The sequence below is a fragment of the Staphylococcus schleiferi genome, from assembly GCF_025558325.1.
Lineage (GTDB): Bacteria > Bacillota > Bacilli > Staphylococcales > Staphylococcaceae > Staphylococcus > Staphylococcus schleiferi.
This window is the reverse complement of record NZ_CP094712.1, coordinates 1292599-1316893: the sequence shown is the minus strand read 5'-3', so window position 1 is coordinate 1316893 and position 24295 is coordinate 1292599. Positions and strand designations below refer to the sequence as shown.

Sequence of the window (24295 nt, the reverse complement as noted above, 5' to 3'; positions counted from 1 at the left end):
ATCCCTCTCACTTACTGTAAATGTTTTCTCACTGATTCTAATTTATCGTTCATTTTTCTATCTTTATCACGACGGTCATCGATTCTAATATTAGTGCAAACACGGTCTAAGCCTTTATCGAATGGTAGTTCATGAATAGCTTGAACAACTTCAAATAAATCGGATAACTCGCCTTCAATCAATGTGTTCATAGGTGTTAATTGATAATCGATTTTACCTTCTTGTTTGAATGCCTCTAATTTTGTTTGGATTTCTGCGATATATTGACTTACACTTGGTCCTTCAGTTCCAACAGGGATTACTACGACATCTACTATAGCCATTTAAACGCGCTCCTTTTCTATAATATAAGTTTTAATTAAACCCGCTGCACCGACAATACCAGCGTCATTGCCGAGTTCCGCACGTACAATTTCTGTACCCTCTTGTGAAGGTGTAAATGCAAGATGATGATATTCTGTCTTAATATTTTCAATTAAAATATCTCCTGCATCCGACATACCACCACCAAGAATAATATATTTCGGATTTGTCGTAACGCTGATAATACTAGCTAAATAAGCAATGTATTGTGCAACACGTTCGGTAATAAAAATACAAAATTGATCACCTGCTTTAGCAGCATCAAAAACCGCTTTGGCAGTGACTTTATTATCTTTAATCAATTGTAAAATTGATGATTTAAATGTCAATTTAGGATAGTAGAAATTGACTAAATTAACGACACCTGTAGCTGAGGCAACGGTTTCGATACAACCCGATTTACCACAGTTGCACTGGAAGCGTTGGTCATGATCCACTCTGATATGACCGAGTTCGGCACCTGAACCATTATGACCATGTACAATCTCGCCGTTTGAGATAATTCCGCCGCCAAGTCCTGTACCTAATGTTATCGCAACAACATCATCAGCATCTTTGCCCGCACCACTATGTTTTTCTCCTAATGCTGCCACATTGGCATCATTGTCGACATAGACTGGGAATGACACCCACTCTTGCATGATTTCTGAAACATTGACCCGGCCAGGCCAGTTAAGGTTGACAGCACCATTTACAATCCCAGATTTAAACATAACTGGACCGGGAACGCCTATCCCTAATCCAAGAACGTCATTCATGTCAAAATTATGTTTAACCATTTGGTTTACAAAAGCATCATATATTTGTCGTAATAAAACACGACCAGTAGGATCAGACGTATCGGTTTCAATCGACCATTTCGAAAGCTGTTCTAGATTATCATTAAAAATCCCAAGTTTACAAGTCGTACCACCAATATCTGCTGCTAAAATCAAATGTTTACTCATCTCTGTTCATCCTTCTTTGGTTAATTAATAATTTAGATTGGAGAAATTCTTCTCTAGTTATTAATTCGTGTCGATATAACGTCTGAATTTCTTGTTCAATCATTTCAAGCATATCATCTTTATTATCAAAATAAATGATAAAACCATATTTTTTAAGTAATTGAAGTACATCATAAAATGTATTAAGTTGTGTCTGCATGCTAATCATCCAGTTCTTTTTTTAAATTGATATAATCCTTATTTTTAGGATCGTTTTTTAGTACTTGTGATAAATATTTTTTCGCCTTTTTATTATCGCCTAATGACCGGTTTGCTATGGCTAATTCATAATTGAGTTGCGTTGAATTTGGAAAGAGCTTGACTCCATGTTCCCATTCAGCCATAGCCTCGGCTTTTGAATCTTGTGTTGCGATAATTAGTCCGGATAAATAATATGTCATGTCGTCTGCATAGCCATTATGGTAGGTCTGCTTAACCATATCTTTAGCTTCACTAAAATGATTGCTATACATTTCATCTTGAATGATTTGATTATAAATATTGATATCCGGTGTTGTATATATTTTAACGAGCATACCAATGGTAATCATCATTGTGATTGCGACTAAAATATAGAAGTATTTTCGCATTGCTACAAATAAATAACCTAAATAAGTAATAAGTCCCCCACCTATTAATCCGCCTAAATGAGCGACCACGTTAACATTTTGAATGAGTAATGTGATTCCCGTCATAATGAGTACAGCAAGGATCATTTGTAACATCATTTTACGTTCAAAACGTTTACTGATAATCATTAATGCAAGCAATGCGCCAATCAATCCAAAAATAGCCCCACTTGCTCCTAATGAAAATCCTTTTGTAATAAACGATAACGATAATAAGTTGCCAAAAATTCCTGAGAAAAAGTAGATGCCAAGCATTTTAAGTGATCCGACAAAGGATTCTACTAATTTCCCAAATATATAGAGCGACAACATATTAAAGAGTAAATGTTGAAAATCAATATGTAAAAATATCGAAGACAACAGTCGATACCATTCTCCATGAACAACATTAAAATGGCTTAATGCACCTAAATTAATAATTTCATAATCCGTATGATGAGGCGTAAAAAAAGTTACGATAAGCCAAATAAGCACATTAATTAAAATCAAAGCGTAAGTTACCGGTGTAAAACGATACATTGCACGTTCGATAATATTTGGATTCAATACACGTTTTTTGTACTCTTTTTCTGTTTTATTATCTTTATGTCTCAAATTTCTTTTGATAAGAAAATGGTCACTCATTTGATCAAATGATTTGATTGAATCAATACAATGAAAGCGAACACGAACAGGTTGATGTACATTGAATTGAGTGGGGTTAAACGATTTCTCCGTCAATACATATACATCATATCGATTGGCATTATAACCTATGAAATTTGTGATATCGTCATGATGTGAAATGAGGCGCTCTTTATCAAATTCTAATTCTTGGGTTGTAAAATGACCTTGTTTAAATATAATAATATGATTTTGTTTTTTATTGCCAAGCCAAATCTCGCCTTTATCTTGATCAAAGTGTATACATTCGTAGTTTAAGTATTTTATCCATAAAAAACTTGCTTTCCATAAGTGCTTTTCTTCAAACATATAAATCCTCCAGTTATTTATGTTTCTGCGATGATTAATTCAGATACCGGGTAATCATGAGGCTCAACGGTCATCAAGTCTGTCATTTGTATATCATAAACGAGACTTAGATTCACTGGCTGATATTTTGACAAAAATCGATCAAAATAACCCCCGCCATAGCCAATACGATAACCATTTTGATTAAAAACAACTCCTGGTACAATTACCAAATCTAATGAATGATTGATAGGTGTTTGATGTTTAACATATCGGATCCCTCTCTCATCCATATCAACTTGATTTAAGTCAAACAGCTGTTGAAATACCATCTTTTTTTGTTGATATTCAGTAGAAGGTACAAAAACTAATTTATCGTTTTGTAATGCATGTAAAATAATCGGGTCTGTATTGATTTCGTGAGGCATGGACATTACAATACCGATACGATTGGCATGTTGGTACTTTGGATGTGCAATTAATTGTTGAAATAGCCATTCGTCAGCTACACATTTTTGCTGGGGCGAGAGTGATTTCATCTTATTTAAAGTTTCTAACCTCAATGATTTTTTGTTCAATTAACTTCACTCCCCTTTTGTCACTATTATATCGTGCTTGTTAACTGGTGTCATGGAAATATCATTATATGACAATTGAATAAAGTATATAACAATTGATTTTATGTCGTAAAATATGTGTTTCAGCTACATTTAGAGTGGTGCATTTCAAAATCCGTTTATAGAATAATGAGCTAGAAATTGTTTCCTTAAGAGCGTAATAAAAAAAGAGGCCAAAAATATCTAAGACTACTAGATATTTTTGCCCCCCTTGGATAATCAAACGTTTAGAACTTGTAATAAAATCTTGTCTAGAAGTTTGAAATCTCCGTGATTTAAACTGATTTAATCATTAAAATGAGTTGAATTATTTATGTTCCAAACTCACTTACTTGAAATGATTACTTTGTTTCACGATGTAAAGTTTTTTTATTATCTCGTGCACAGAACTTATTCATTTCAATTCGTTCAGGATTATTTCTTTTGTTTTTAGTAGAGATGTAATTACGATCTCCACATTCTGTACAAGCTAATGTCACATTAACGCGCATAACAGTATCCCTCCTATTCTTTCTTCAAAATACGACTTCATTATCATATCATTTAAAGCAGAAATTGGGAAGTGTTATTTCTCATAAGTCTCATACCGATTTCCTGTAATAAAATAATAAATATGTTCAGCAATTTTGACGACATGATCACCGATTCTTTCTAAATATCTTGCGACTAAATGTGCTTGTCCAGCAACGAAAGGATCGTTATCAATCAAATATGTTGTATTAATAATTTGCTTATATAAATCATCAATATCAATATCACGCTCGATGATTTCTTTAACTAATTCTAAGTCATTATGACGCGTAGCATCTTTCAAGTCTTTGAGCATCAACATAGAAAGATGTCCCATAGCTTCGAGCCGCATCATAATATAATGATCTGTAAATTGCGCCCGTGTCCGTATTTTAGCTATATTTGCGGCATTATCGCCCATTCTTTCAAATTCAGAAGCGATTTTAAGTGTTGAAATCATAAATCGTAAATCTTTAGCAATAGGCTGTTGCCGTGTAATCAGCATGACAACTTTCTCATTAATATCAGACTCCAATTTATTAATGTCTTCATCTCTTCTAATGACCTGTCTTGCATGGGTAACGTCTTTATCTGATAAAACTTTTATCGATTGTTGTATCATATCATAAACGTTTAAACCTAATCGACGAACATCTTTAAATAGGTCACTTAACTGGTCTTCATATCTTTTCCTAATGACAGTCATGATTATCCAAAACGTCCAGAAATGTAGTCTTCTGTTTGTTTATCAGAAGGATTTGAGAAGATTTTATCTGTATCGTCGTATTCATTCACATGACCATTTAAGAAAAATGCCGTTTTATCAGAAACACGCGCTGCTTGTTGCATATTATGTGTAACAATAATAATTGAATAATCTTTTTTCAAATCTTGTACGAGTTCTTCTACTCTTAAAGTAGAAATCGGATCAAGTGCAGAAGTTGGCTCATCCATTAAAATAACATCCGGTTCGATAGCAAGGCATCTGGCAATACAAACACGCTGCTGTTGACCACCAGAAAGACCGTATGCATTTTGGTTAAGGCGGTCTTTTAATTCATCCCAAATTGCTGCGCCACGTAACGATTTTTCAACAATTTCATCTAGTATTTTTTTATCTTTTATGCCATGAATTCTTGGTCCATAAGTGATATTATCATAAATTGATTTCGGAAATGGATTTGGCTGTTGAAATACCATACCTACATTTGTACGCAATTTTTCAACAGGATAACGTTTGTCAAAAATGTTTTGATTTCGATAAAATACTTTACCTGATGTTTTAACAGAAGGCACCAACTCAACCATTCTATTTAATGCTTTCACATAAGTTGATTTTCCTGATCCAGAAGGCCCAATAATAGCAGTAACATTTTTCTCTAAAATATCTAAGTTGATGTTTTTTAAAGAATGTTGCTCACCGTACCATAAATCTAAATTTTGTGTAGAATAAACAATTTGACGATCTGCGTCTGTCAGTACATTGTCCTCTTGTTGTTGTGTAGTGGCAATAAATCTTTTATTTTCATTGTTAACTTTGCGATTACTGTTAACTTTGTTTGTTTCTGACTCTAGTGTATTAAGTTCAGTCATAGTAAAACCTCATTTCAAAACGATTTTAAAATTCTTCTTGTTAATATTTTTTAGAATACTTATTTCTGATAATGACAGCGATTGTGTTCAATATTAATAAAATGGCTAGTAGGACGATTATGGCTGCAGATGAAAGTGATTGAAAATCAATTCCTGGTTTTCTCGCCCAATCATAAATTTGTAAAGGTAATGTTTGAAAAGAATCTAAAATGCTATTCGGTGTTCTTAACAAAATGGTTGGAATACCGATTGCAACTAAGGGTGCTGTTTCTCCGATAGCTCTTGAAATCGCTAAAATAACCCCTGTTACAATACCAGGTATCGCTGCTGGTAAAACAACGTTTTTAATCGTTTGCCATTTGTTTGCCCCTAAACCATAAGAAGCTTCTTTAACTGAATTAGGGACGGCTTTCAAGGCTTCTTGGCTTGCTACGATAATAACGGGCAAGATGAGCAACGCTAATGTTAATGCAGCAGCAATTACAGAATTGCCGAGTTTCAACAAAGCAACAAATATCGTTGCACCCAATAAACCATATACAATGGAAGGCACAGAAGCTAAGTTAGAAATATTAACACGGATGAATTTAGTGAAAGCATTGTCTTTAGCATATTCTTCTAAATAAATGGCGCTTCCTACACCAAGCACTAAAGCGATAGGAATAAGTGTCATCATGAGCCATAATGTCCCAATAACAGCACCTTTAACCCCCGCTGTATGCGCAGATGATGAAGAGAAATTTGTGAAAAAGTCACCCGTCATAACTGGAAGGCCTTTTCTTAAAATGTCGATAATTAAGATGGCTAAAACAATTAGTCCAATAAGTGTACATATCAAGAATATCGATTTGAACACCTTATTCTTTGTCATACGGCCAGAGAGCTTTTTCTCAACCTCAGCTTGATTGATTAAATTCATATTAATACTCCTCTCTGAAACGTTTTGTAATCATTTGCGAAATAAAATTCATTATTAATGTAAAGATAAATAATGTGAACCCAACTGCATAAATACTGTAGTATAAATCAGAACCATTTGTTGCATCACCTTGTGAGACTTGGACAATATAAGCCGTCATCGTTTGGATAGAATGTGTTAAAGATAAATCAAACGACGGACTTGACCCTGCTGCAAGGGAGACGATCATTGTTTCACCGATTGCACGAGAAATAGCTAATACAATTGAAGCCATAATTCCTGATGTGGCTGCGGGTACAATCACTTTAAGTATCATCTCTAATTTTGTTGAACCTAAGCCAAGTGCCCCTTCTCTTATTTTGTCAGGCACTGATGACATCGCATCTTCACTCATACTTGCAATCATTGGAATAATCATTACACCGACAACGAGACCTGGACTAATTGCATTAAAACTACTAATGCTTGGGAAAATTGCTCTGAGCACAGGTGTTACGAATGTCAATGCAAAGAAACCATAAACAATTGTTGGTATACCTGCAAGGACTTCTAATATAGGCTTAATGATTTTACGTGCACGTTTTGATGCATACTCGCTTAAATAAATAGCTGCACCTATTCCAACTGGAACAGCGAAAATTGTTGCGATTAATGTTATTTTCAGTGTTCCGAGAATAAGTGCCCAAATACCATATTTTGGTGTCGAACTAAATGGATTCCAATCGGTTTCTAAAAAGAATTTAGAGATGGGGACCCGTGTAAAAAAAGTAATCGTTTCAGTCAATAATGTAATGACAATCCCTATTGTTGTTAAAATAGAAATTGCTGCAATCGTAGCCAATATGATTGGCATAATTTTATCACTCAGCGATGAACCAGAATGACTCTTCTTTTGGATCATCTCTCTAATATTGTTTTGCGATTTCATATTACGCGCTCCTTTTCTAAAAAGGGCTGAGACATAATCATTTGATTATGAAACTCAACCCTTTGACACTGTCAATCATGATTACAACTTCAAGGTGGATTTTGTAATCACTTCCGTAAATGAATATGCATGATTGTCAGAATATAAAACTTATCATGTTATGACTGCTTCGATTATTTCTTTTTATCTCCAGTTAATTTATCAAGTTTTTTCATCTGTTCTTCATATTTATTCTTAGGTAATGCGACATAATCAACACCTTTAGATTCTGCTGCTTTACCTTTATCATCTAATGTGTATTTTAAGAATTCTGCAAATGCATCATTTTTCTTGAGTTTTTCGTTATTAGCATAGATGAATAACGGTCTACTTAAAGGATATGAACCATCTTGGATTGTTTTGTGATCAGGTGAAATGGCTTTACCATTTTTATCTTTAATTTTAACTGCTTTTAAATTCTTTTCGTTTTCTTTATAGAAGTTAAATGCGAAGAACCCGATACCATTTGGATTATCTTGCACTGATTTAACAATGACATCTGTATTTTGGTTTTTCTCAGCTTTAATATCTTGTTTGTTCATAACTTCTTCAGAGAAGAAATCGTATGTTCCGTGCGATTGGTCAGGTGAAAAAGCTTTAATCTCTTTATTTGGATATTTAGAGTTAATATCAGACCATTTTTTAGCTTGGCCAGAATAAATCTTTTTCAAATCATCTAAAGATAATTCTTTTACAAAGTCATTATCTTTGTTAACTGCAATTGTTAAACCGTCTTTTGCAATTTCAAATTCTGTATAATCGATGTTTTTGTCTTTTAATTGATTTTTTTCTTCATCTTTAATTGGTCGTGACGCATTTGAAAAATCAGTTTTACCAGCAATGAATTGTTTGAATCCATCACCAGTTCCTGAAGTCACGTTTTCAACTGTAATATTTTTATGATCTGAAGAAAAGTTTTCGTTTAATTTTTCAATGATAGGTGCTACAGTTGATGAACCATTACCTTTTACAGAGCCCTCAACATCCGAACCTTTAGAGTCATTCCCTTTGCTATCATTACTTTGTCCAGCTCCGCCACATGCACCTAAAATTAATGAAGCGCTGATAACTGTAGTGCCCAGTACTTGCCATTTTTTCATTGAAACATCCTCCTAGAATTAGTGGTTATCATATTGTTTACATCTTAAGGATACAAATCATTTATTAACTATGAATGAATGTAATGTAAAGTTTATGTTAATTATGAAATTTTGTAGTGTTTCTTTGCGATATACGCTTATTTTTTCTTGATTGAACGTCGTTAGATTGTACTTACTTATTTGTGCTTTCAGTCAATCATTAATAGATAATTATTGAAAATCGGTTGTTAATATTGAAATCTAAACTATACATCATAAAATTTGGATTAAAAAAAGCCCTAAGATGATCGTTTCATCATCTTAGAGCTGTTCTGACTTCGTAATGCATATGAAAGTATTTGAGATTACAAAGCCAGTCTTTATTTAAAATAGTAATTAATAACATCTCGTCCTAAGTCGCCACCATTCAACCATGGTTCAGGAACAGGTTGGTTGGTATAAACGATTGAGAATGCAAGTTTTGGATCATCTTCAGGAGCATAACCAATATAAGTAGAGTTGACGCGTGGTTCTCCATCTTGGAATACTTCGGCTGTACCCGTTTTACCTGCAGAACGAACTTTTGTTTTACTAAAACTTGCATAACCTGTACCAGCAACTTTATTAAAGGCCATATCAAATCCCTCTTGAACTTCTTTTATTTCGTCAGGTTTGTTATTGACGCGGTTTAAAACTCTGCCATTAATTTTGTGTTTGACAGGTCCTAAATCATCATTTTTTGTTGCTTTTCGAATTTCTTTACCAATATGTGGCTGAATTCTAAAACCATTATTTGCAATTGTTGATACATATTGTGATAGTTGCAATGGTGAATAAGTATCATATTGGCCAATTGCGAGATCAAGATAGTTCCCTGGATTGTTTTTTAAGGGTTCAATTTGTCCAGTGACTTCATTTGGTAAGTCAATACCAGTTTTCACACCAAGACCGACTTGGTTTAAACCTTTTCGTAATTTTTGTCCAGGAATCGTTACATCTGTTGGTAAGGCCATGTTAGGTTGGTACTCAAGGCCAGCCAGCTTTAATGCCGTTTTAAACATAAAAACGTTGGATGAATGCATGAGTGCTTCTTTATCATTGATCAATTTTCTACCATCTTTGTTAAAGTAAGATCGTTTTGTAGAGCCGCCTTTAAAAGTTAAAGGTTCATCAATCATTTGTTCACCAACATGGATGACATTGTTTTGATAACCAGCTAATAAGGTTGCCCCTTTAACAGATGAACCAACAGCGTATTGCGTCGTGAATGTACCGATATCAAAGTCTGTCAGTGAGCCGTCTTTATCAATTTTCTTACCGACCATAGCTAAAATATCACCGTTATTAGGGTCTTGCACAACCATCATTGCCGTATCCATATCTTTAGCGCCTTCTGAACGTAATTTTTTAATTTGTTGTTCTAAATATTCCTCCGCTTTTTGTTGCAACTTAATATCTATCGTTAAGACTAAGTCATCACCGCGAGAACCTTCGTTAACCACTTCCGAATCAATGATGGCTCCAGATTTATCAGTGGTATAGCGCATTTCTTTCTTTTTACCTCTTAAAATATTTTCATATTGCAATTCTAAATAACTTTTACCCACACGGTCGTTTCTTGAATAACCTTTAGATAAATATTCATCTGTTAATTCTTTTGGTAGACCTTCTTCAGGAGTTGAAACACTTCCTAATATACCTCTTAATGTTTTTCCATAAGGATATTTACGATCCCAATCCATTTCTGTATTAATACCAGGCAAATCTGAAAGTTTTTGTGATACAGAGGCATACTCTTCATCAGTGACCTTATCATTTTTAATTGTTCTCGGACTTAATGTTGAGCCTTGCATCATCTCTCTATAAATAGCCAACACTTCAAGGTCTTTTTTAGATAAAGTGTCTAAATCTTTGTCACTGATTTTATGGCGCAATGTGTTATCGTAATCATCTTGAGAAATATCACCGTTCTCATATAATTGTTGTTCTTTTTTCATTAATTTTTTGGCTTGATTAGGATTTTTTTGAATCCAAAAATCTTTTTTATCGCGTTCGGTGATTTTAGAAGTATCCATTTTAATTAATTGAGATAACTTTTTAGCGGTATCCATAATCTCTTCTTGATTCGTATTTTTACCTCTAGTATATGTAATTGATTTTTTTGACGCGTTGTCTACGATGACATTACCATTACGATCTAAAATACGGCCTCTTGGCACAGACTCGTTCACTGTCACATTTTCGCTTTCACGAATCATTTGGTTATATTGAGAACCTTGAACAATTTGTAAGTAACCTAACCTTAAGACAATGAGTACGAAAGCAAAAATAATGACTGCGAAAATAAAATTGACACGCTTGTTCATTCGTAGACGCATCTTTTCATCATTTGTTTTTTCTTTTAATCGTTTTAACAAAACAACCGACCTCTATTCACCATAGTTCTTCTTAAAATAATATATGATAAAAATACATTTGGCTAATGTTTTGTGGTAAAAAGTATAAAAATATAGCAACCCTATCTCCCTATACTTATTTGCCGAAATATAATGTGAATGACACTGATTTATGTATCGAGGTCCATTCTAAAATAAAAAAAGAGGTTGATGGCCCACGAGCCTCAACCCCCTTCTATATCGCATATTATTTCGCTGCTTGATATAATTCGTCAACTTTTTCCCAGTTAACAACATTCCAGAAAGAATTGATATAATCTGGGCGTTTATTTTGATATTTAAGGTAATATGCATGTTCCCATACATCTAAGTTTAAAATTGGAGTTTGGCCATTAGTAAGTGGACTATCTTGGTTAGGAGTCGTTACGATTTCTAATTGACCATTATTCACTACTAACCATGCCCAACCTGAACCAAATTGACCTGCAGCTTTTTCAGCAAATTCTTTTTTGAATGCATCTAAAGAACCCCATTGTTCTTTAATTTTATCTACAACTTCACCTTTTTCTTCTGAGTTAGGTGAAATAATTTGCCAGAAAAATGAGTGGTTTAAGTGTCCACCACCATTATTACGAACTGCAGTACGTTTATCTTCAGGTACACTATCTAAATTAGCAATTAAATCTTCAATAGATTTATCTTCTAAATCTGTACCTTCAACTGCTGCGTTTAACTTTGTTACATACGTATTATGATGTTTGTCATGATGTAGCACCATTGTTTCTTTATCAATGTGTGGTTCTAACGCATCATAGTCATATGGTAATTTTGGTAGTTCAAATGCCATAATTAATCATCCTCCTAAATTTGATTCCATGATAATTGTATCAACATTCATCAACTTGTCACAATTAATATGCTTACAAATTGATGAATTTCATTTTGACTACGTACTTATATTATAGCGCAATTTCAGTAGATTTAAACATTTTAATCATCAAATTATCTATATATAAAGTTTTTTAAATTGCTTGACACTTTTTATTTATAAAATGTGATTGGATGGATGAATGAATTGTTATTGATGAAACATATTTTCAATACGCCAATAGTAAATATTCACTTTACAACGTTTATGAAAAATTTATGACATTCTCAATCTAATTGTTTTGAATATGCAGGTGAGCTTATTGTATAATATGAAATAACGTTGAATTAATAGCCTCTTAGAAGTGCATTTTCAAGTTAAAATTATTCATAAAGGAGTTCCTATTATGGCTGAAATTACACATCGTAAAAATACGCGCCCCGTTAAAGTCGGTAATTTAACAATTGGTGGTGCAGATGAAGTTGTTATTCAGAGTATGACAACGACGAAAACTCACGATGTAGAGGCAACAGTGGCTGAAATTAAACGCTTAGAGGAAGCAGGTTGTCAAATTGTACGTGTTGCATGTCCTAACGAAGAAGATGCGTACGCTATTAAAGATATTAAAGCTCAAATTAATATCCCTCTTGTTGTAGATATCCATTTTAATTATAAATTAGCATTGATTGCGATTGAAAATGGTGCGGACAAAATCCGTATTAATCCAGGTAATATTGGAAGACGTGAAAAAGTAGAAGCTGTTGTGGAGGCTTGTAAAGAAAAAGGAATCCCAATTCGAATTGGTGTTAATGCGGGTTCTCTTGAAAAACATATTCTAAAAAAATATGGTTACCCTACTGCTGATGGTATGGTAGAGAGTGCATTACACCATATTAAAATTTTAGAGGATTTAGATTTTCATGACATTATCGTGTCAATGAAAGCGAGCGATGTTAACCTCGCAATTGAAGCTTATACAAAGGCTGCACAAGCATTTGATTATCCATTACACCTTGGTATTACAGAAAGTGGTACATTGTTTAATGGTACAGTTAAATCTTCTGCTGGTTTGGGCGCAATTTTATCTCTTGGTATTGGTAACACAATGAGAATTTCACTTTCAGCGGATCCAGTTGAAGAAGTGAAAGTTGCGAAGTCTTTATTAAAATCTTTTGGCTTAGCAAGTAATGCAGCAACTTTGATTGCGTGTCCAACTTGTGGTCGTATCGAAATTGATTTAATTTCAATTGCAAATGAAGTAGAAGAATACATTGAGAAACTTCAAGTTCCTTTAAAAGTAGCAGTACTGGGTTGTGCCGTAAACGGTCCAGGTGAAGCGAGAGAAGCAGATATCGGTATTGCCGGTGCTCGTGGAGAAGGCTTGTTATTTATGAAAGGAAAAACGGTGAGAAAAGTACCTGAAGAGACAATGGTGGATGAATTGAAAATGGAAATCGATAAACTCGCTGCTGAATGGGAAGAAATCAAGAAAAAAGAAGCAACTGCAAATCAAAACTAGACATCACATGTTACCCTATTTTGCTGAACAAATATCAAAACCCGAACGTTAACGAAAGCAAACGTCCGGGTTTTTACTATTTTTACAATACATATCATTTTTTACTAAAGTAAATAGAGATCTCTCTAATTAAACAAGATGGTAGCCTTTTTGCTTACATTTTTCACACATGCCGTAAACTTCTAATTTATGCATTTCAATGTCAACATTTGGTAGTTTTGCTTTGATTTCAGACATTGGACAAAAATCAATCACTTTTGTATCTCCACACACTTTACAAATAAAATGGTGGTGATGATGCGAAGTACATGCCGCACGAAACTTCATTTCTCCATCCATTTCTGTTCCCTCGATGATGCCTAAAGTTTTAAATAAATGTAAGTTTCTATAAATCGTATCAAAAGATATACCTGGGTAGTGTGCATTCATGTGTTGTTGAATGGTCTTAGCATTGATATATTTATCCTCATTAATAAACATCTCAATCATATCTCTTCTTTTGTTCGTATATTTATGCCCATTATTTTTCAATATACGAATGGCTTCATTTGTTTTCATTCACATTCACTCCTTTAAATTTTCTGACTACAAAGGACTGATAAAATAGTGTTAACATTAACATGATAACTAAAATAACAACGATAATACCACCAGGTGAGATATTTAAATAAAATGCAGTAACCAGTCCAATAATGACAGAAAACTCACCAATCATGATACTTAAAAATATAAATTGCTTAAACCCTTTTGTCCAACGCATCGCTATGGCAACCGGTAATGTAATTAGTGCACTAACAAGTAATACACCAATAACACGCATAGAAGCAGATATGACTAATGCGACAATAACGATAAATAAAAACTGAATCCACTTTGGTATACCGATAACTTGACTGTACTCTGTATCAAAAGAGAGTATAAATAGCTCTTTATAAAATAACATGATATATATTAACACTAATACCGTAATTGTAATAATTGTAAACAAATCACTCAGCGATACAGCGCTAATAGAGCCAAATAAAAGGCCTAAAAGTTCTTGGTTAAACCCTTTGGCTAAAGATATAAATATCGCACTTAAGCCAATACCTGTACTCATAATAATAGGTATAGCGATTTCAGAATAGTTTTTATAAGATGTTCTAAGTTTTTCAATTAACAACGCACCAACAATTGCAAAAACAATACCAGTCCATATCGGATTAATAAATGCAAATACTGATGAGACAGTTAATAAGTACATGCCGAATGATATCCCACCAAGAGTTACGTGACTTAAAGCATCTGCAATTAATGATAAGCGTCTCACAACGATAAATGTACCGATTAAGGGAGCAATAACCCCTATTAATATACCACTAATAAAAGAATACCTGATAAATTCAAAATTCAATAATGCATCAATCATACACAACAATCCCTATCATGTTTATGGTCTACAAATTTAATGGGGTGGCCATAAATTTTAGAAATTTCAACTTCATCAAGTGATTTGAATTCACTTGTTGCCCCATGGAAGTGCAAATGTTTATTTAAACAAGCCACTTCAGTTGCTGTATCAACAACAACACCAATATCGTGTGTTACTAAAATAATAGTAACGCCTTCTTTTTTGAGGTGATCTAACGTCTCATAAAATTCACCGACGTGTTTCGCATCAATGCCATTAGTTGGTTCATCTAATACAAGTACAGAAGGATTTGAGACAAGTGCCCGTGCAATTAATACGCGTTGCTGTTGCCCTCCGGATAACTGTGCAATATTTTTATGCTTTAATTGCGAAATATTCAAGCGATCTAAGACTTGATTTACTTTCTGATCATCAGACTTGCTAAACCATCTGAAAAGACGCTTTTTACGAGTTAAACCACTTAAAACAACTTCTTTCACAGTAGCTGGAAAACCAGATGTGACAGATGACGCTTTTTGTGAGACATAACTGATTTTATCAGTTGTCAATTTTTTGTGATATGACTCTCCATCAATAAGAATTTCCCCCTTTTGAATCGGCAAAATCCCTAAAATTAATTTGAGCAACGTAGACTTACCCGCGCCATTAGGTCCAACAATGGCTAAAAATTCACCTTTATTGATACGAATGTTGATATTTTCTAATACTTTTTTATTGTCATAAAAAAAGTCTATCCCTTTTAATTCAAAGACTGGTTGTGGCATCTTTTCACCTCAATTTTCACCATATTGATTTAAGCATACAATGTAAATAGTAATCTTTCCGACTTCGATTTATTATAACATTAAATACGCGATTTTTATAATGTAAAAAAAGTTAGTACTGATTTACTCAAATTTAAAGGAGTGAGACTAAAAAATTAGTGCTCACCCCTATTTGTGCAACTTGTATATTTAAAGTGCACTTTTGAATTTAAATAACTGGCACAATATGCCCGTTCAAAAAATCATTCTGAGCTATAGATTAAACTGACATAATTTTGTTTTTCATTTCTGGATCGAATTTGTTGTTTTTGAAAGCTTCTATTTCAAAACGATACGGTGGCTTTTTATTTTTCTTATCTTCCCCAACGTAAGGCGTTTCTAAAATTTTAGGAATATCTTTGAATTGTTCATGGTGAACGACATAATTGAGTGCATCAAATCCGATATGACCAAAGCCAATGTTTTCATGGCGATCTTTATGAGCTGAAATTGGATTTTTGCTATCATTCACATGGACGACTTTGATACGGTCTACCCCTATAATACGGTCAAATTCTTCTAAAACACCATCAAAATCATGAACGACATCATATCCTGCATCGTGAATATGGCATGTATCTAAGCAAACAGAAAGTCGTTCATTGTGTGTAACACCATCAATAATTTGAGCGAGTTCTTCAAAAGTTCGGCCCACCTCTGAACCTTTTCCAGCCATTGTTTCAAGCGCTATTCTAACATCGTTTTGGTTGGTTAAAACTTCATTAAGTCCCTCAATAATTTTTTTAATTCCGACTTCAGGACCAGCACCAACATGCGCACCTGGATGTAAGACAATATCTTTGGCTCCAATTGCTTCTGTACGCTCAATTTCATTTTGTAAGAAATTGACCCCTAGTTCAAAGACTTCTGGTTTGTTCGTATTTGCAATATTAATAATATAGGGTGCATGTACAACAATATTTGATAAACCATATTTTTGCATTGTTGCTTTACCATTTTCGATATTAAGATTTTCTATCGCTTTGCGACGTGTATTTTGGGGTGCTCCAGTATAAATCATAAATGTTGAAGCCCCGTATTGATGTGCCTCTTCAGCGGATGCTTGTAACATTTTTTTACCACTCATTGAGACGTGAGAACCTATTAACATAATTATCCTATCCTTTTTTTATCTTTTATTCTTTCTAGCTTGACGTTTTTTACTTCTGCTAAACTGTCTTTTTACTTGGCGTTTAATCTGCTCGAGCTCTTGCTTATATTTTTTCTTATAGCCTGGTTTAACTTTTTTCTTATTATTACGTTTCACTTTATGTTTTACTTGTTGCGTAATGTGATCATCTTGTTTTTGACGTAGCTTTCTTGTATTGTGCGCTTTGATAGGTTTTAATTCACCATTTTTAATATCTACATTTTCAAACTGATAGCCTTTTTGTTCAATTAATTGAATCAGTTCTTCTTCTTCAGGTGTATAAAGTGTAATTGCAATGCCCTTATAATTACCGCGTCCTGTTCTTCCAACACGATGTGTAAAGAAGTCAATGTCTTTAGGTACATCAAAATTAATGACGTGACTAACTCCTTCAATGTCGATTCCTCTTGAAGCTAAATCACTTGCGATTACATATTGATAATCTAAGTTTCGGATTCGCTTCATTTGTTGTTTACGTTCGCGAGGAGACAAGCCACCATGAATCATACCGACTTGAATACCTTGTTGCTGCAACTCACTTGCGAGCGCATCTGCACTATCTCTACTATTACAAAATATTATCGCGAGATAAGGGTTTAAAAGTTCAATAAGTGAAACGGTTTTATCTATCTTTTGTGCACCTTTTGTAGGAATAAGGAAGAATTCAATACTCTTTTTATTTTTCGATTCACTCTTAACTTCGATAAATTCTGGTTGCTCTAAATATTTATTTAAAAATGGATATAATGTCTTAGGAATTGTAGCACTAAAAACAGCCATTTTTGCTTGTTCATCAAGTTTAGACGCGATTTGATCCACGTCTTCGATGAGACCTAAATCAATCATTAAATCAGCTTCATCTACAACTAAATAATTTGCTAAGTGAACATGTAGCGCACCCGATTTAGCGAGATCGTTTATGCGCGTTGGTGTACCAATCACCAATTGGGGTTGAATCGTTGTCTTTTGTTTGTCTTTTTCAAAATCAGTTCCACCAATAAACAAGCTTACTTTTACATTAGTTTTAAATTGACTAAGGTGTTGCGCAGCTTGGTAAAGTTGTGTTGCTAACTCACGTGTTGGTGCAACGATAATGGCTTGTGGTTCCTCGTATGTGGAATCAATTTGTTGGAATAATGGTAAAAGAAATGCATGTGATTTCCCTGTACCCGTTTGTGATTGACCAATCAGATTTACACGTTTCATTATTTTTGGAATCACACGTTGTTGTATTTCAGTGGGTTGTTTAAAATTTAATGATTTAATTGCTTCAATTAAGTTTGAATCAAAACGAAATTGGTCAAATGGATGATTTGCCATGATTTGGCCTCCTTAAAGATTCGTCTCTATATTATAAATGAAATCATGTTTAATGAAAATAAGCAAAGTGCATGTTTTTTAAATATGATTTTTACATTTGTAGTTGTGAGACTAAATCTAGATTTTATTTGTATTTTAATTTTAAAAGTACGGTGTTACTGATATAATGATGTATCGAAGGAGGTTCGTGTATAAAAATGGAAATTATTAAGATTACCCCTCGTGGTTATTGTTATGGTGTTGTCGATGCGATGGTGATTGCTAGAAATGCTTCGCTTGACCCTAATTTACCACGGCCTATCTATATACTTGGTATGATTGTTCATAACAAGCATGTAACGGATGCTTTTGAAACGGATGGTATTATCACATTAGACGGACCAAATCGATTAGAGATTTTAGAACAGATTTCAGAAGGCACTGTTATTTTCACAGCACATGGTGTTTCGCCAGAAGTGAAAAAACGTGCTAAAGCTAAGGGATTAACATGTATTGATGCTACTTGTCCAGATGTTGAGAATACACACGCTTTGATTAGAGAGAAAAAAGCAAGTGGCTATCATGTCGTATATATTGGTAAAAAAGGCCATCCTGAGCCTGAAGGTGCTGTCGGTGTTGCACCAGATATTGTTTATCTTGTTGAGACGAAAGAAGATGTAGAAGCTTTACCAGATACACTTAATGATTATCCTTTAATTGTGACTAACCAAACAACGATGTCGCAATGGGATGTTTTACATTTAATGGAGGATTTACAAGAGAAGTTCCCACACATTGAACAACATAAAGAGATATGTCAAGCGACGCAAGTGAGACAAGAAGCAGTTGCTGAGCAGGCTGGTGCAGCTGACCTACTGATTGTTGTCGGTGATCCAAAAAGTAATAATTCTAATCGTCTTGCACAAGTTTCTAAAGATATTGCACATACGCAATCTTATCGAATTGCGGACATTTCTCAACTTAAACTTGAATGGCTTGAAGGTGTTGAGACTGTCGCTGTTACTGCAGGGGCTTCGACGCCAACGCCAATTGTAAAAGAAGTGATTAACTTCTTGAAAGATTACGACCCAATGAATCCTGAAACCCATACAACTCACTCTAATGTGCCTGTTGAAAAAATTCTACCTAAAATTAAAAAAGCTAAACCTGTTAAAATCATGGAATAATATAAAAGTCGAAGCAGTTTGATACGATTGCTTCGACTTTTGCTTTAGTAAAAATAGATTTTAATTGACCATTAACCAACTTTTCAGCTTTTGTTTGTGAATTTTATAAGATTTTTACACTATCTTTTATAAATAATCGTAAGGATCGGTATTGTGTGCTGAGGCTTCAATTTTGAGTGAATGTTCTGGTTCTGACTCTAACCAATTTCTTAATAAATGAACGAGCCCTTCTTTCATTACATATTCACTATAATGATTAATATCTAATAAATTGATACCTGCTATTTTTGCATCTAATGCATCATGATGCTTAATATCTCCTGTTATGAAAAGGTCGGCGCCAGATTGCTGCGCTTGTGTTTCATAGCCCATTCCAGACCCACCAATAATTGCAACGCGCTGAATTGAAGCGTTCATATCCCCAATAAATCTTACACTTGGCATTTGTAAAGCGTTTTTGACCTGATTGACGAATGAATGGACCGTCATTTTATGTTCTAGATTCCCTATTATCCCAAGACCATGATGAGATGTTCGTGTCATTTGAATGACGTCATAGACGGGTGTTTCATAAGGATGGTATTGATGAATTAATGCTTCTGCTAAAGGACGTTGATTGGATTGAACCATAAATTCTATTTTTTGTTCTTGCACCGTCTCAACTTTTCCAATTTCCCCAATATGAGGGTTTGCGTTTTCTAAAGGTTTAAATTGTCCTTTTCCATTTGTATTAAAGAAACAATACGCATATTCTCCCTCTTGAGCAAGACCGTGCTGTGATAAAGTATCTTTAAAAGCCTCAGCGTTCTCTTCAGGGATATAAACTTGAATTTTATAATAATGCTCTTTTTCTTTGTTAAGCAGTTCAAAATCTTTTAGACCAATCTTTTCAGCAAGCATGGCATTTACGCCTTCAGGATGAACGTCTAAATTGGTATGCAATGCGATTAGATTAATATTATTTTGAATTAATCGATATATAATTGATCCATATGCCTCATCATCAATAATTTGTTTGATGCCTTTAAATATAAGAGGATGATGCGCGATGATGGTATTTAAATTCTTTTCTATTGCTTCATCGACAATTTCGCCCGTACAATCAAGTGCAGTTAAAATACCTGTAACTTGGCTCTCTTTATTGCCAATTAATAAGCCTACGTTATCCCATGACTCAGCAGTATGGAATGGCACATTTTTATTTAAAATTTCTAAAAGCTTTTTGAGTTGCATTGTGGTAACACCTCTTTTATGTCACTTTCTAAATGGCTTATCTCGTTCCAACGTTGTTTATGTTTTTCGGGATTGAGATTCTTCTTAATGTCCGCTAATGCCTCTAACTCTCTTTCCCACTTTTCAATAAATAAATCATCGGGTGATGGGTGTAGAAATGGTCCAAACTTTAAATCACGTTGAGATAACTGCATTTTTCCAGGATCTGCAACAATGATTTCATAAATATGCGCGCGCTCTTTCATTAATGTTTCTGTTGTAATTTGATAGCCATTATTTTGTAAAAATTCACGTATAGGCTGACTTTGAATATTAGACTGTAAAACTAATCTCGGTTGGTTTTGAATGAATGCGGCACCTTCTTTTAAAATTCGAGCAATCAATGGTCCGCCCATGCCACAAATAGCCACGGTATCTACTTTGTCGTGCGCTGTTAGAATGGTTAACCCATCACCAAGACGCACATCAATTTTAGATTGATAGCCATGAAGTTGCACACTTTTCACAGCAGATTGATAGGGGCCTTTAATGACTTCTCCTGCAATAGCATGATCTATCAAACCATTTTCAATACAAAACATAGGTAAAAAAGCATGATCTGAACCAATATCAGCAAGGACATCACCGGTAATATATTCACTGACCTTTTTAAGTCGTTTATTAATTGGAATGATAGTAATTCCTCCTCTATGTAAAATGCTAAGTAAAAAGATGTATCAATTAGATGTTGATACAAAAAAAGAGTGGGATAGAAATCTAAAGTGAATTTAAATTTCATAGTCCCACCTTAACAAGGCTGACTAAAGCATTAATATCTTTTTAAGTTGTAAGAAGCACTTTAGTCTAATTTGAAATAAAGTCTTTATGCATCTATCCCATTGTTTTATGCGCTTTTAATCTTAGTCCATGAAATCTTTCAAACGTTTACTGCGACTTGGATGTCTAAGTTTACGTAAAGCTTTAGCTTCAATTTGACGAATTCTTTCACGTGTTACACCAAATACTTTACCAACTTCTTCTAATGTACGTGTTCGTCCATCATCAAGACCGAAACGCAAACGAAGTACATTTTCTTCACGGTCTGTTAAAGTATCAAGGACATCTTCTAATTGTTCTTTTAATAATTCATACGCTGCATGGTCAGAGGGGCTTTGAGCTTCTTGATCTTCTATGAAATCACCTAAATGGCTGTCATCTTCTTCACCAATAGGTGTCTCTAAAGATACAGGTTCCTGTGCAATTTTTAAAATCTCACGTACTTTTTCAGGTGGTAAATCCATTTCTTCACCAATTTCTTCAGGTGCTGGATCACGACCAAGATCTTGTAATAATTGACGTTGTACGCGGATTAATTTATTGATTGTTTCTACCATATGAACTGGAATACGAATTGTTCGCGCTTGATCGGCAATTGCACGTGTAATTGCTTGTCTAATCCACCAAGTGGCATACGTAGAAAATTTGAATCCTTTACTAAAATCGAATTTTTCTACCGCTTTGATTAAACCCATGTTACCTTCTTGAATTAAGTCAAGAAACAACATGCCACGTCCGACGTAGCGTTTTGCAATACTTACAACAAGACGTAAGTTCGCTTCAGCTAAGCGCGCTTTCGCCACTTCGTCACCTTGCTCAATACGTTTCGCTAATTCTATTTCCTCTTGCGCACTCAAAAGGTCCACACGACCAATTTCTTTCAAGTACATTCTTACAGGGTCGTTAATTTTAACCCCTGGTGGTGCACTAAGGTCGCCAGGATTTAATTTATCATCTGTATCTGAACTATCTTTTTCATTTACGAGTTGGATGTCATTATCATTAATCATATCGAAAAATTCATCCATTTGGTCAGAATCCATATCAAAGTTTTGTAATTTATCTGCTACCTCTTCATGGCTTAGATGACCTTCTTTTTTACCTTTTTCAATAAGTTGTTTTTTTACATCTTCTAATGTGAGTGTCGGATCAATGGTTTCTTTTTTTATTACTTTTACCTGGTTATCTGACATAAAAAGGCCTCCCGAAATTATTCTTGACTCTTCAATCTAGCTCTATTTTTATTGACAATCATCTCTAAGTAGTATTTTTGAGATTCTGTATCCCCGATTCGGGTTGCTTCACGCAACTTTTCGTGGAGTGTTTCAATCGATTCTGAAAATCGATGCTCAGTCATCAACTTAATATAATCAGTAATTTCGTTTTCAAACGGTTCACGGTTAAGTGGATAATCTACTAAATGTATCAACACTTCTTTTAATTCATCCTGATCAACATAAGTGATAAAGTCACTCATCGCAAAAGAATCATAATTTGAATAAAACTCCCGTAAAATACTAAATATACGTTTAAAATGTTGATTTGTAAAGTCTGTTTCTTCAATATCTTGATAAAAGCTTAAAAATACTTCTTTATCACTGATAAAATGTTTTAAAAGTGCACGCTCGGCTTTTTCATATTTAGTAAGTGTTGTGAATTGTGGTGTTTCATGCTGAATTTGTCTAGGTGCAACATTTTGTTGTGGATATATTCGTTCTACTTCATTATTTAGACTCTCAACACTTATTTTAAACACTTGGGCAGCATCTTGTATCACTTTATTTCTTAAAATTTTTGAATTGATATGGGCTGCATCATCTATAAAAGTTTTATAATATTTTTCGTAAGATAAATCATTGTTTTGTATTTCGCTTTGGTTAAGATGAAGTTTAAAGCTGACAAATGATTTTTTCTCTTTATTAACAAAGTCTCGGAACTTTTCTGCACCAAATTTACTTATATACTCATCAGGGTCCATTTTTGTAGGCAGTTGAACGACATAAACGTTAAATTGTTGCTGCAACAGTGTTTGACCCGTTTTCAACGCTGCGTTTATCCCAGCATTATCACCATCATACATAATTGTAATATGACCACACAGTTTTTTTAGAAACGTGATATGCTCATTTGATAGTTGCGTCCCCATACTGGCAACAACATTTTTTAAGCCTGCGCTATCAGACTTGATAACATCCATAAATCCTTCGAGTAAAATAACTTCATCATTTTGACGGATGCTTTTACGTGCTTTGTCCAAATTATAAAGCAACTTTCTTTTTTGAAATATAGGAGATTCAGGGCTATTTAAGTATTTAGGCTCTTGACCTGTGTAGGTTCTACCCGAATAGCCAACAATACGACCTTGAGCATTTGCAAGTGGAAAAATAATGCGATCACGAAAACGATCATAATAATTAAATTCTGTTTCGTTTCGCGATAATATCCCAGCTTCATACCCAAGTTGTAAATCATAGCCCTTTTTTTCCATGAAGTTCGTTGCAAAATGTGATGAATTTGGTGCGAATCCTATTTTACGCTCGTCTATGATTTCATCTGTAAAGCCACGATCATACAAATATTTGAGTGCTTTCTCGCCTTCAACGGTTTTTTTCAATAAATAGTGATAATAATCAAGCAATGATTCATGCATTTGAATCATTGTTAAATCATCTGATGCAATGTGCTCTAATTCTTTAGACTCACCGGTATCTACTTTAATATTGACCCGTGCGCCTAACTTTTTAACAGCATCTGTAAATGAAACATTTTCAATTTCTTGGATAAATTGAAAGACGTTTCCTCCTTTTTTACATCCAAAGCAGTGGCAAATTTGTTTGTCCTCTGAAACGGTAAAAGAAGGTGTTTTTTCGTCATGGAAAGGACACAAACCGATATAATTGCGCCCTCTCTTTTCAAGTTTGACATATTCGCTTACTACGTCTAATATGTCCGATTGTGTCTTAATTTCGTCAATCGTACTTTGCGGAATTCTCATTTCA

At 34.1% G+C, this 24295-nt stretch carries 24 protein-coding genes; 2 read left to right on the top strand and 22 right to left on the bottom strand.

Annotated features, from left to right (window positions below):
- Window positions 1-11 precede the first annotated feature (11 nt).
- The 13 genes from MUA40_RS06180 to MUA40_RS06120 all read right to left on the bottom strand — a co-directional run bounded on the left by MUA40_RS06180 (window position 12) and on the right by MUA40_RS06120 (window position 11857).
- Window positions 12-323: an MTH1187 family thiamine-binding protein gene (locus tag MUA40_RS06180; RefSeq protein ID WP_016425175.1), complete on the bottom strand. Its 312-nt coding sequence runs from the start codon at window positions 321-323 to the stop codon at window positions 12-14.
- Window positions 324-1310, bottom strand: coding sequence for an ROK family glucokinase (locus tag MUA40_RS06175; protein WP_016425176.1), 987 nt, complete (start codon window positions 1308-1310; stop codon window positions 324-326).
- Complete coding sequence (locus tag MUA40_RS06170) at window positions 1303-1509, bottom strand: YqgQ family protein (protein ID WP_016425177.1); 207 nt, start codon at window positions 1507-1509, stop codon at window positions 1303-1305. Before MUA40_RS06170 ends, MUA40_RS06175 begins: the two co-directional genes overlap by 8 nt.
- Window position 1510: 1 nt before the next feature.
- Window positions 1511-2950 carry a rhomboid family intramembrane serine protease gene (locus MUA40_RS06165; RefSeq protein WP_155976435.1) on the bottom strand — a complete coding sequence of 480 codons (1440 nt, stop codon included), beginning with the start codon at window positions 2948-2950 and terminating at the stop codon, window positions 1511-1513.
- Window positions 2951-2967: 17 nt separating this feature from the next.
- Entirely contained in the window at window positions 2968-3507 is a 540-nt protein-coding gene (locus MUA40_RS06160; RefSeq protein ID WP_016425179.1) for a 5-formyltetrahydrofolate cyclo-ligase, read from the bottom strand.
- 380 nt (window positions 3508-3887) lie between these two features.
- The gene (gene rpmG / locus MUA40_RS06155; protein ID WP_016425180.1) at window positions 3888-4037 is read right to left on the bottom strand and encodes a 50S ribosomal protein L33; all 150 of its coding nucleotides are present in this window, start codon (window positions 4035-4037) and stop codon (window positions 3888-3890) included.
- Window positions 4038-4111: 74 nt separating this feature from the next.
- On the bottom strand, window positions 4112-4762 hold the full coding sequence (gene phoU, locus MUA40_RS06150; RefSeq protein ID WP_016425181.1) for a phosphate signaling complex protein PhoU: 651 nt from the start codon (window positions 4760-4762) through the stop codon (window positions 4112-4114).
- A gap of 2 nt (window positions 4763-4764) precedes the next feature.
- Window positions 4765-5649, bottom strand: coding sequence for a phosphate ABC transporter ATP-binding protein PstB (gene pstB / locus MUA40_RS06145; RefSeq protein WP_126496318.1), 885 nt, complete (start codon window positions 5647-5649; stop codon window positions 4765-4767).
- A 40-nt stretch (window positions 5650-5689) separates the two neighbouring features.
- Window positions 5690-6568 (bottom strand): phosphate ABC transporter permease PstA, encoded by an 879-nt coding sequence (gene pstA / locus MUA40_RS06140; RefSeq protein ID WP_126496320.1) that lies wholly within the window; start codon window positions 6566-6568, stop codon window positions 5690-5692.
- Between the two features lies 1 nt (window position 6569).
- The gene (pstC, locus tag MUA40_RS06135; RefSeq protein WP_371665268.1) at window positions 6570-7469 is read right to left on the bottom strand and encodes a phosphate ABC transporter permease subunit PstC; all 900 of its coding nucleotides are present in this window, start codon (window positions 7467-7469) and stop codon (window positions 6570-6572) included.
- A 200-nt stretch (window positions 7470-7669) separates the two neighbouring features.
- Window positions 7670-8635 (bottom strand): PstS family phosphate ABC transporter substrate-binding protein, encoded by a 966-nt coding sequence (locus MUA40_RS06130; RefSeq protein ID WP_016425185.1) that lies wholly within the window; start codon window positions 8633-8635, stop codon window positions 7670-7672.
- Between the two features lie 359 nt (window positions 8636-8994).
- On the bottom strand, window positions 8995-11031 hold the full coding sequence (locus MUA40_RS06125; RefSeq protein ID WP_016425186.1) for a peptidoglycan D,D-transpeptidase FtsI family protein: 2037 nt from the start codon (window positions 11029-11031) through the stop codon (window positions 8995-8997).
- 226 nt (window positions 11032-11257) lie between these two features.
- On the bottom strand, window positions 11258-11857 hold the full coding sequence (locus MUA40_RS06120) for a superoxide dismutase (protein WP_016425187.1): 600 nt from the start codon (window positions 11855-11857) through the stop codon (window positions 11258-11260).
- A 436-nt stretch (window positions 11858-12293) separates the two neighbouring features.
- Here MUA40_RS06120 and ispG point away from each other — a divergent pair, with 436 nt between their 5' ends.
- The gene (ispG, locus tag MUA40_RS06115; protein WP_262570091.1) at window positions 12294-13397 is read left to right on the top strand and encodes a flavodoxin-dependent (E)-4-hydroxy-3-methylbut-2-enyl-diphosphate synthase; all 1104 of its coding nucleotides are present in this window, start codon (window positions 12294-12296) and stop codon (window positions 13395-13397) included.
- Between the two features lie 129 nt (window positions 13398-13526).
- On the opposite strand, the gene MUA40_RS06110 is transcribed toward ispG, so the two are convergent.
- The 5 genes from MUA40_RS06110 to MUA40_RS06090 form a co-directional block, all read right to left on the bottom strand.
- On the bottom strand, window positions 13527-13955 hold the full coding sequence (locus tag MUA40_RS06110; RefSeq protein ID WP_016425189.1) for a Fur family transcriptional regulator: 429 nt from the start codon (window positions 13953-13955) through the stop codon (window positions 13527-13529).
- Window positions 13942-14805, bottom strand: coding sequence for a metal ABC transporter permease (locus tag MUA40_RS06105; protein ID WP_167732869.1), 864 nt, complete (start codon window positions 14803-14805; stop codon window positions 13942-13944). Before MUA40_RS06105 ends, MUA40_RS06110 begins: the two co-directional genes overlap by 14 nt.
- Window positions 14802-15572 carry a metal ABC transporter ATP-binding protein gene (locus MUA40_RS06100; RefSeq protein WP_016425191.1) on the bottom strand — a complete coding sequence of 257 codons (771 nt, stop codon included), beginning with the start codon at window positions 15570-15572 and terminating at the stop codon, window positions 14802-14804. Before MUA40_RS06100 ends, MUA40_RS06105 begins: the two co-directional genes overlap by 4 nt.
- 259 nt (window positions 15573-15831) lie before the next feature.
- Window positions 15832-16722, bottom strand: a complete 891-nt coding sequence (locus tag MUA40_RS06095) for a deoxyribonuclease IV (protein ID WP_016425192.1) — start codon at window positions 16720-16722, stop codon at window positions 15832-15834.
- Between the two features lie 18 nt (window positions 16723-16740).
- Entirely contained in the window at window positions 16741-18081 is a 1341-nt protein-coding gene (locus tag MUA40_RS06090; protein WP_262569221.1) for a DEAD/DEAH box helicase, read from the bottom strand.
- Window positions 18082-18278: 197 nt separating this feature from the next.
- Here MUA40_RS06090 and MUA40_RS06085 point away from each other — a divergent pair, with 197 nt between their 5' ends.
- Window positions 18279-19247: a 4-hydroxy-3-methylbut-2-enyl diphosphate reductase gene (locus tag MUA40_RS06085; protein ID WP_016425194.1), complete on the top strand. Its 969-nt coding sequence runs from the start codon at window positions 18279-18281 to the stop codon at window positions 19245-19247.
- A gap of 126 nt (window positions 19248-19373) precedes the next feature.
- Here MUA40_RS06085 and MUA40_RS06080 read toward each other — a convergent pair whose 3' ends face one another.
- The 4 genes from MUA40_RS06080 to dnaG all read right to left on the bottom strand — a co-directional run bounded on the left by MUA40_RS06080 (window position 19374) and on the right by dnaG (window position 24291).
- Entirely contained in the window at window positions 19374-20480 is a 1107-nt protein-coding gene (locus tag MUA40_RS06080; protein WP_016425195.1) for a Nif3-like dinuclear metal center hexameric protein, read from the bottom strand.
- Window positions 20459-21154, bottom strand: a complete 696-nt coding sequence (locus MUA40_RS06075; RefSeq protein ID WP_037559143.1) for a tRNA (adenine(22)-N(1))-methyltransferase — start codon at window positions 21152-21154, stop codon at window positions 20459-20461. The genes MUA40_RS06080 and MUA40_RS06075 overlap by 22 nt, the downstream gene beginning before the upstream one ends.
- 225 nt (window positions 21155-21379) lie before the next feature.
- Complete coding sequence (rpoD, locus tag MUA40_RS06070) at window positions 21380-22489, bottom strand: RNA polymerase sigma factor RpoD (RefSeq protein WP_016425197.1); 1110 nt, start codon at window positions 22487-22489, stop codon at window positions 21380-21382.
- Window positions 22490-22506: 17 nt separating this feature from the next.
- Window positions 22507-24291: a DNA primase gene (gene dnaG, locus MUA40_RS06065; protein ID WP_194513122.1), complete on the bottom strand. Its 1785-nt coding sequence runs from the start codon at window positions 24289-24291 to the stop codon at window positions 22507-22509.
- Window positions 24292-24295 lie beyond the last annotated feature (4 nt).

What these genes read in the sequence shown, in the direction of transcription:
- MUA40_RS06180 (WP_016425175.1), bottom strand. Translation starts at nt 323, where the DNA reads ATGGCTATAGTAGATGTCGTAGTAATCCCTGTTGGAACTGAAGGACCA.
- MUA40_RS06175 (WP_016425176.1), bottom strand. Translation starts at nt 1,310, where the DNA reads ATGAGTAAACATTTGATTTTAGCAGCAGATATTGGTGGTACGACTTGT.
- MUA40_RS06170 (WP_016425177.1), bottom strand. Translation starts at nt 1,509, where the DNA reads ATGCAGACACAACTTAATACATTTTATGATGTACTTCAATTACTTAAA.
- MUA40_RS06165 (WP_155976435.1), bottom strand. Translation starts at nt 2,950, where the DNA reads ATGTTTGAAGAAAAGCACTTATGGAAAGCAAGTTTTTTATGGATAAAA.
- rpmG (WP_016425180.1), bottom strand. Translation starts at nt 4,037, where the DNA reads ATGCGCGTTAATGTGACATTAGCTTGTACAGAATGTGGAGATCGTAAT.
- phoU (WP_016425181.1), bottom strand. Translation starts at nt 4,762, where the DNA reads ATGACTGTCATTAGGAAAAGATATGAAGACCAGTTAAGTGACCTATTT.
- pstB (WP_126496318.1), bottom strand. Translation starts at nt 5,649, where the DNA reads ATGACTGAACTTAATACACTAGAGTCAGAAACAAACAAAGTTAACAGT.
- pstA (WP_126496320.1), bottom strand. Translation starts at nt 6,568, where the DNA reads ATGAATTTAATCAATCAAGCTGAGGTTGAGAAAAAGCTCTCTGGCCGT.
- pstC (WP_371665268.1), bottom strand. Translation starts at nt 7,469, where the DNA reads ATGATCCAAAAGAAGAGTCATTCTGGTTCATCGCTGAGTGATAAAATT.
- MUA40_RS06130 (WP_016425185.1), bottom strand. Translation starts at nt 8,635, where the DNA reads ATGAAAAAATGGCAAGTACTGGGCACTACAGTTATCAGCGCTTCATTA.
- MUA40_RS06120 (WP_016425187.1), bottom strand. Translation starts at nt 11,857, where the DNA reads ATGGCATTTGAACTACCAAAATTACCATATGACTATGATGCGTTAGAA.
- MUA40_RS06110 (WP_016425189.1), bottom strand. Translation starts at nt 13,955, where the DNA reads ATGAAAACAAATGAAGCCATTCGTATATTGAAAAATAATGGGCATAAA.
- MUA40_RS06105 (WP_167732869.1), bottom strand. Translation starts at nt 14,805, where the DNA reads ATGATTGATGCATTATTGAATTTTGAATTTATCAGGTATTCTTTTATT.
- MUA40_RS06100 (WP_016425191.1), bottom strand. Translation starts at nt 15,572, where the DNA reads ATGCCACAACCAGTCTTTGAATTAAAAGGGATAGACTTTTTTTATGAC.
- MUA40_RS06095 (WP_016425192.1), bottom strand. Translation starts at nt 16,722, where the DNA reads ATGTTAATAGGTTCTCACGTCTCAATGAGTGGTAAAAAAATGTTACAA.
- MUA40_RS06090 (WP_262569221.1), bottom strand. Translation starts at nt 18,081, where the DNA reads ATGGCAAATCATCCATTTGACCAATTTCGTTTTGATTCAAACTTAATT.
- MUA40_RS06085 (WP_016425194.1), top strand. Translation starts at nt 18,279, where the DNA reads ATGGAAATTATTAAGATTACCCCTCGTGGTTATTGTTATGGTGTTGTC.
- MUA40_RS06080 (WP_016425195.1), bottom strand. Translation starts at nt 20,480, where the DNA reads ATGCAACTCAAAAAGCTTTTAGAAATTTTAAATAAAAATGTGCCATTC.
- rpoD (WP_016425197.1), bottom strand. Translation starts at nt 22,489, where the DNA reads ATGTCAGATAACCAGGTAAAAGTAATAAAAAAAGAAACCATTGATCCG.
- dnaG (WP_194513122.1), bottom strand. Translation starts at nt 24,291, where the DNA reads ATGAGAATTCCGCAAAGTACGATTGACGAAATTAAGACACAATCGGAC.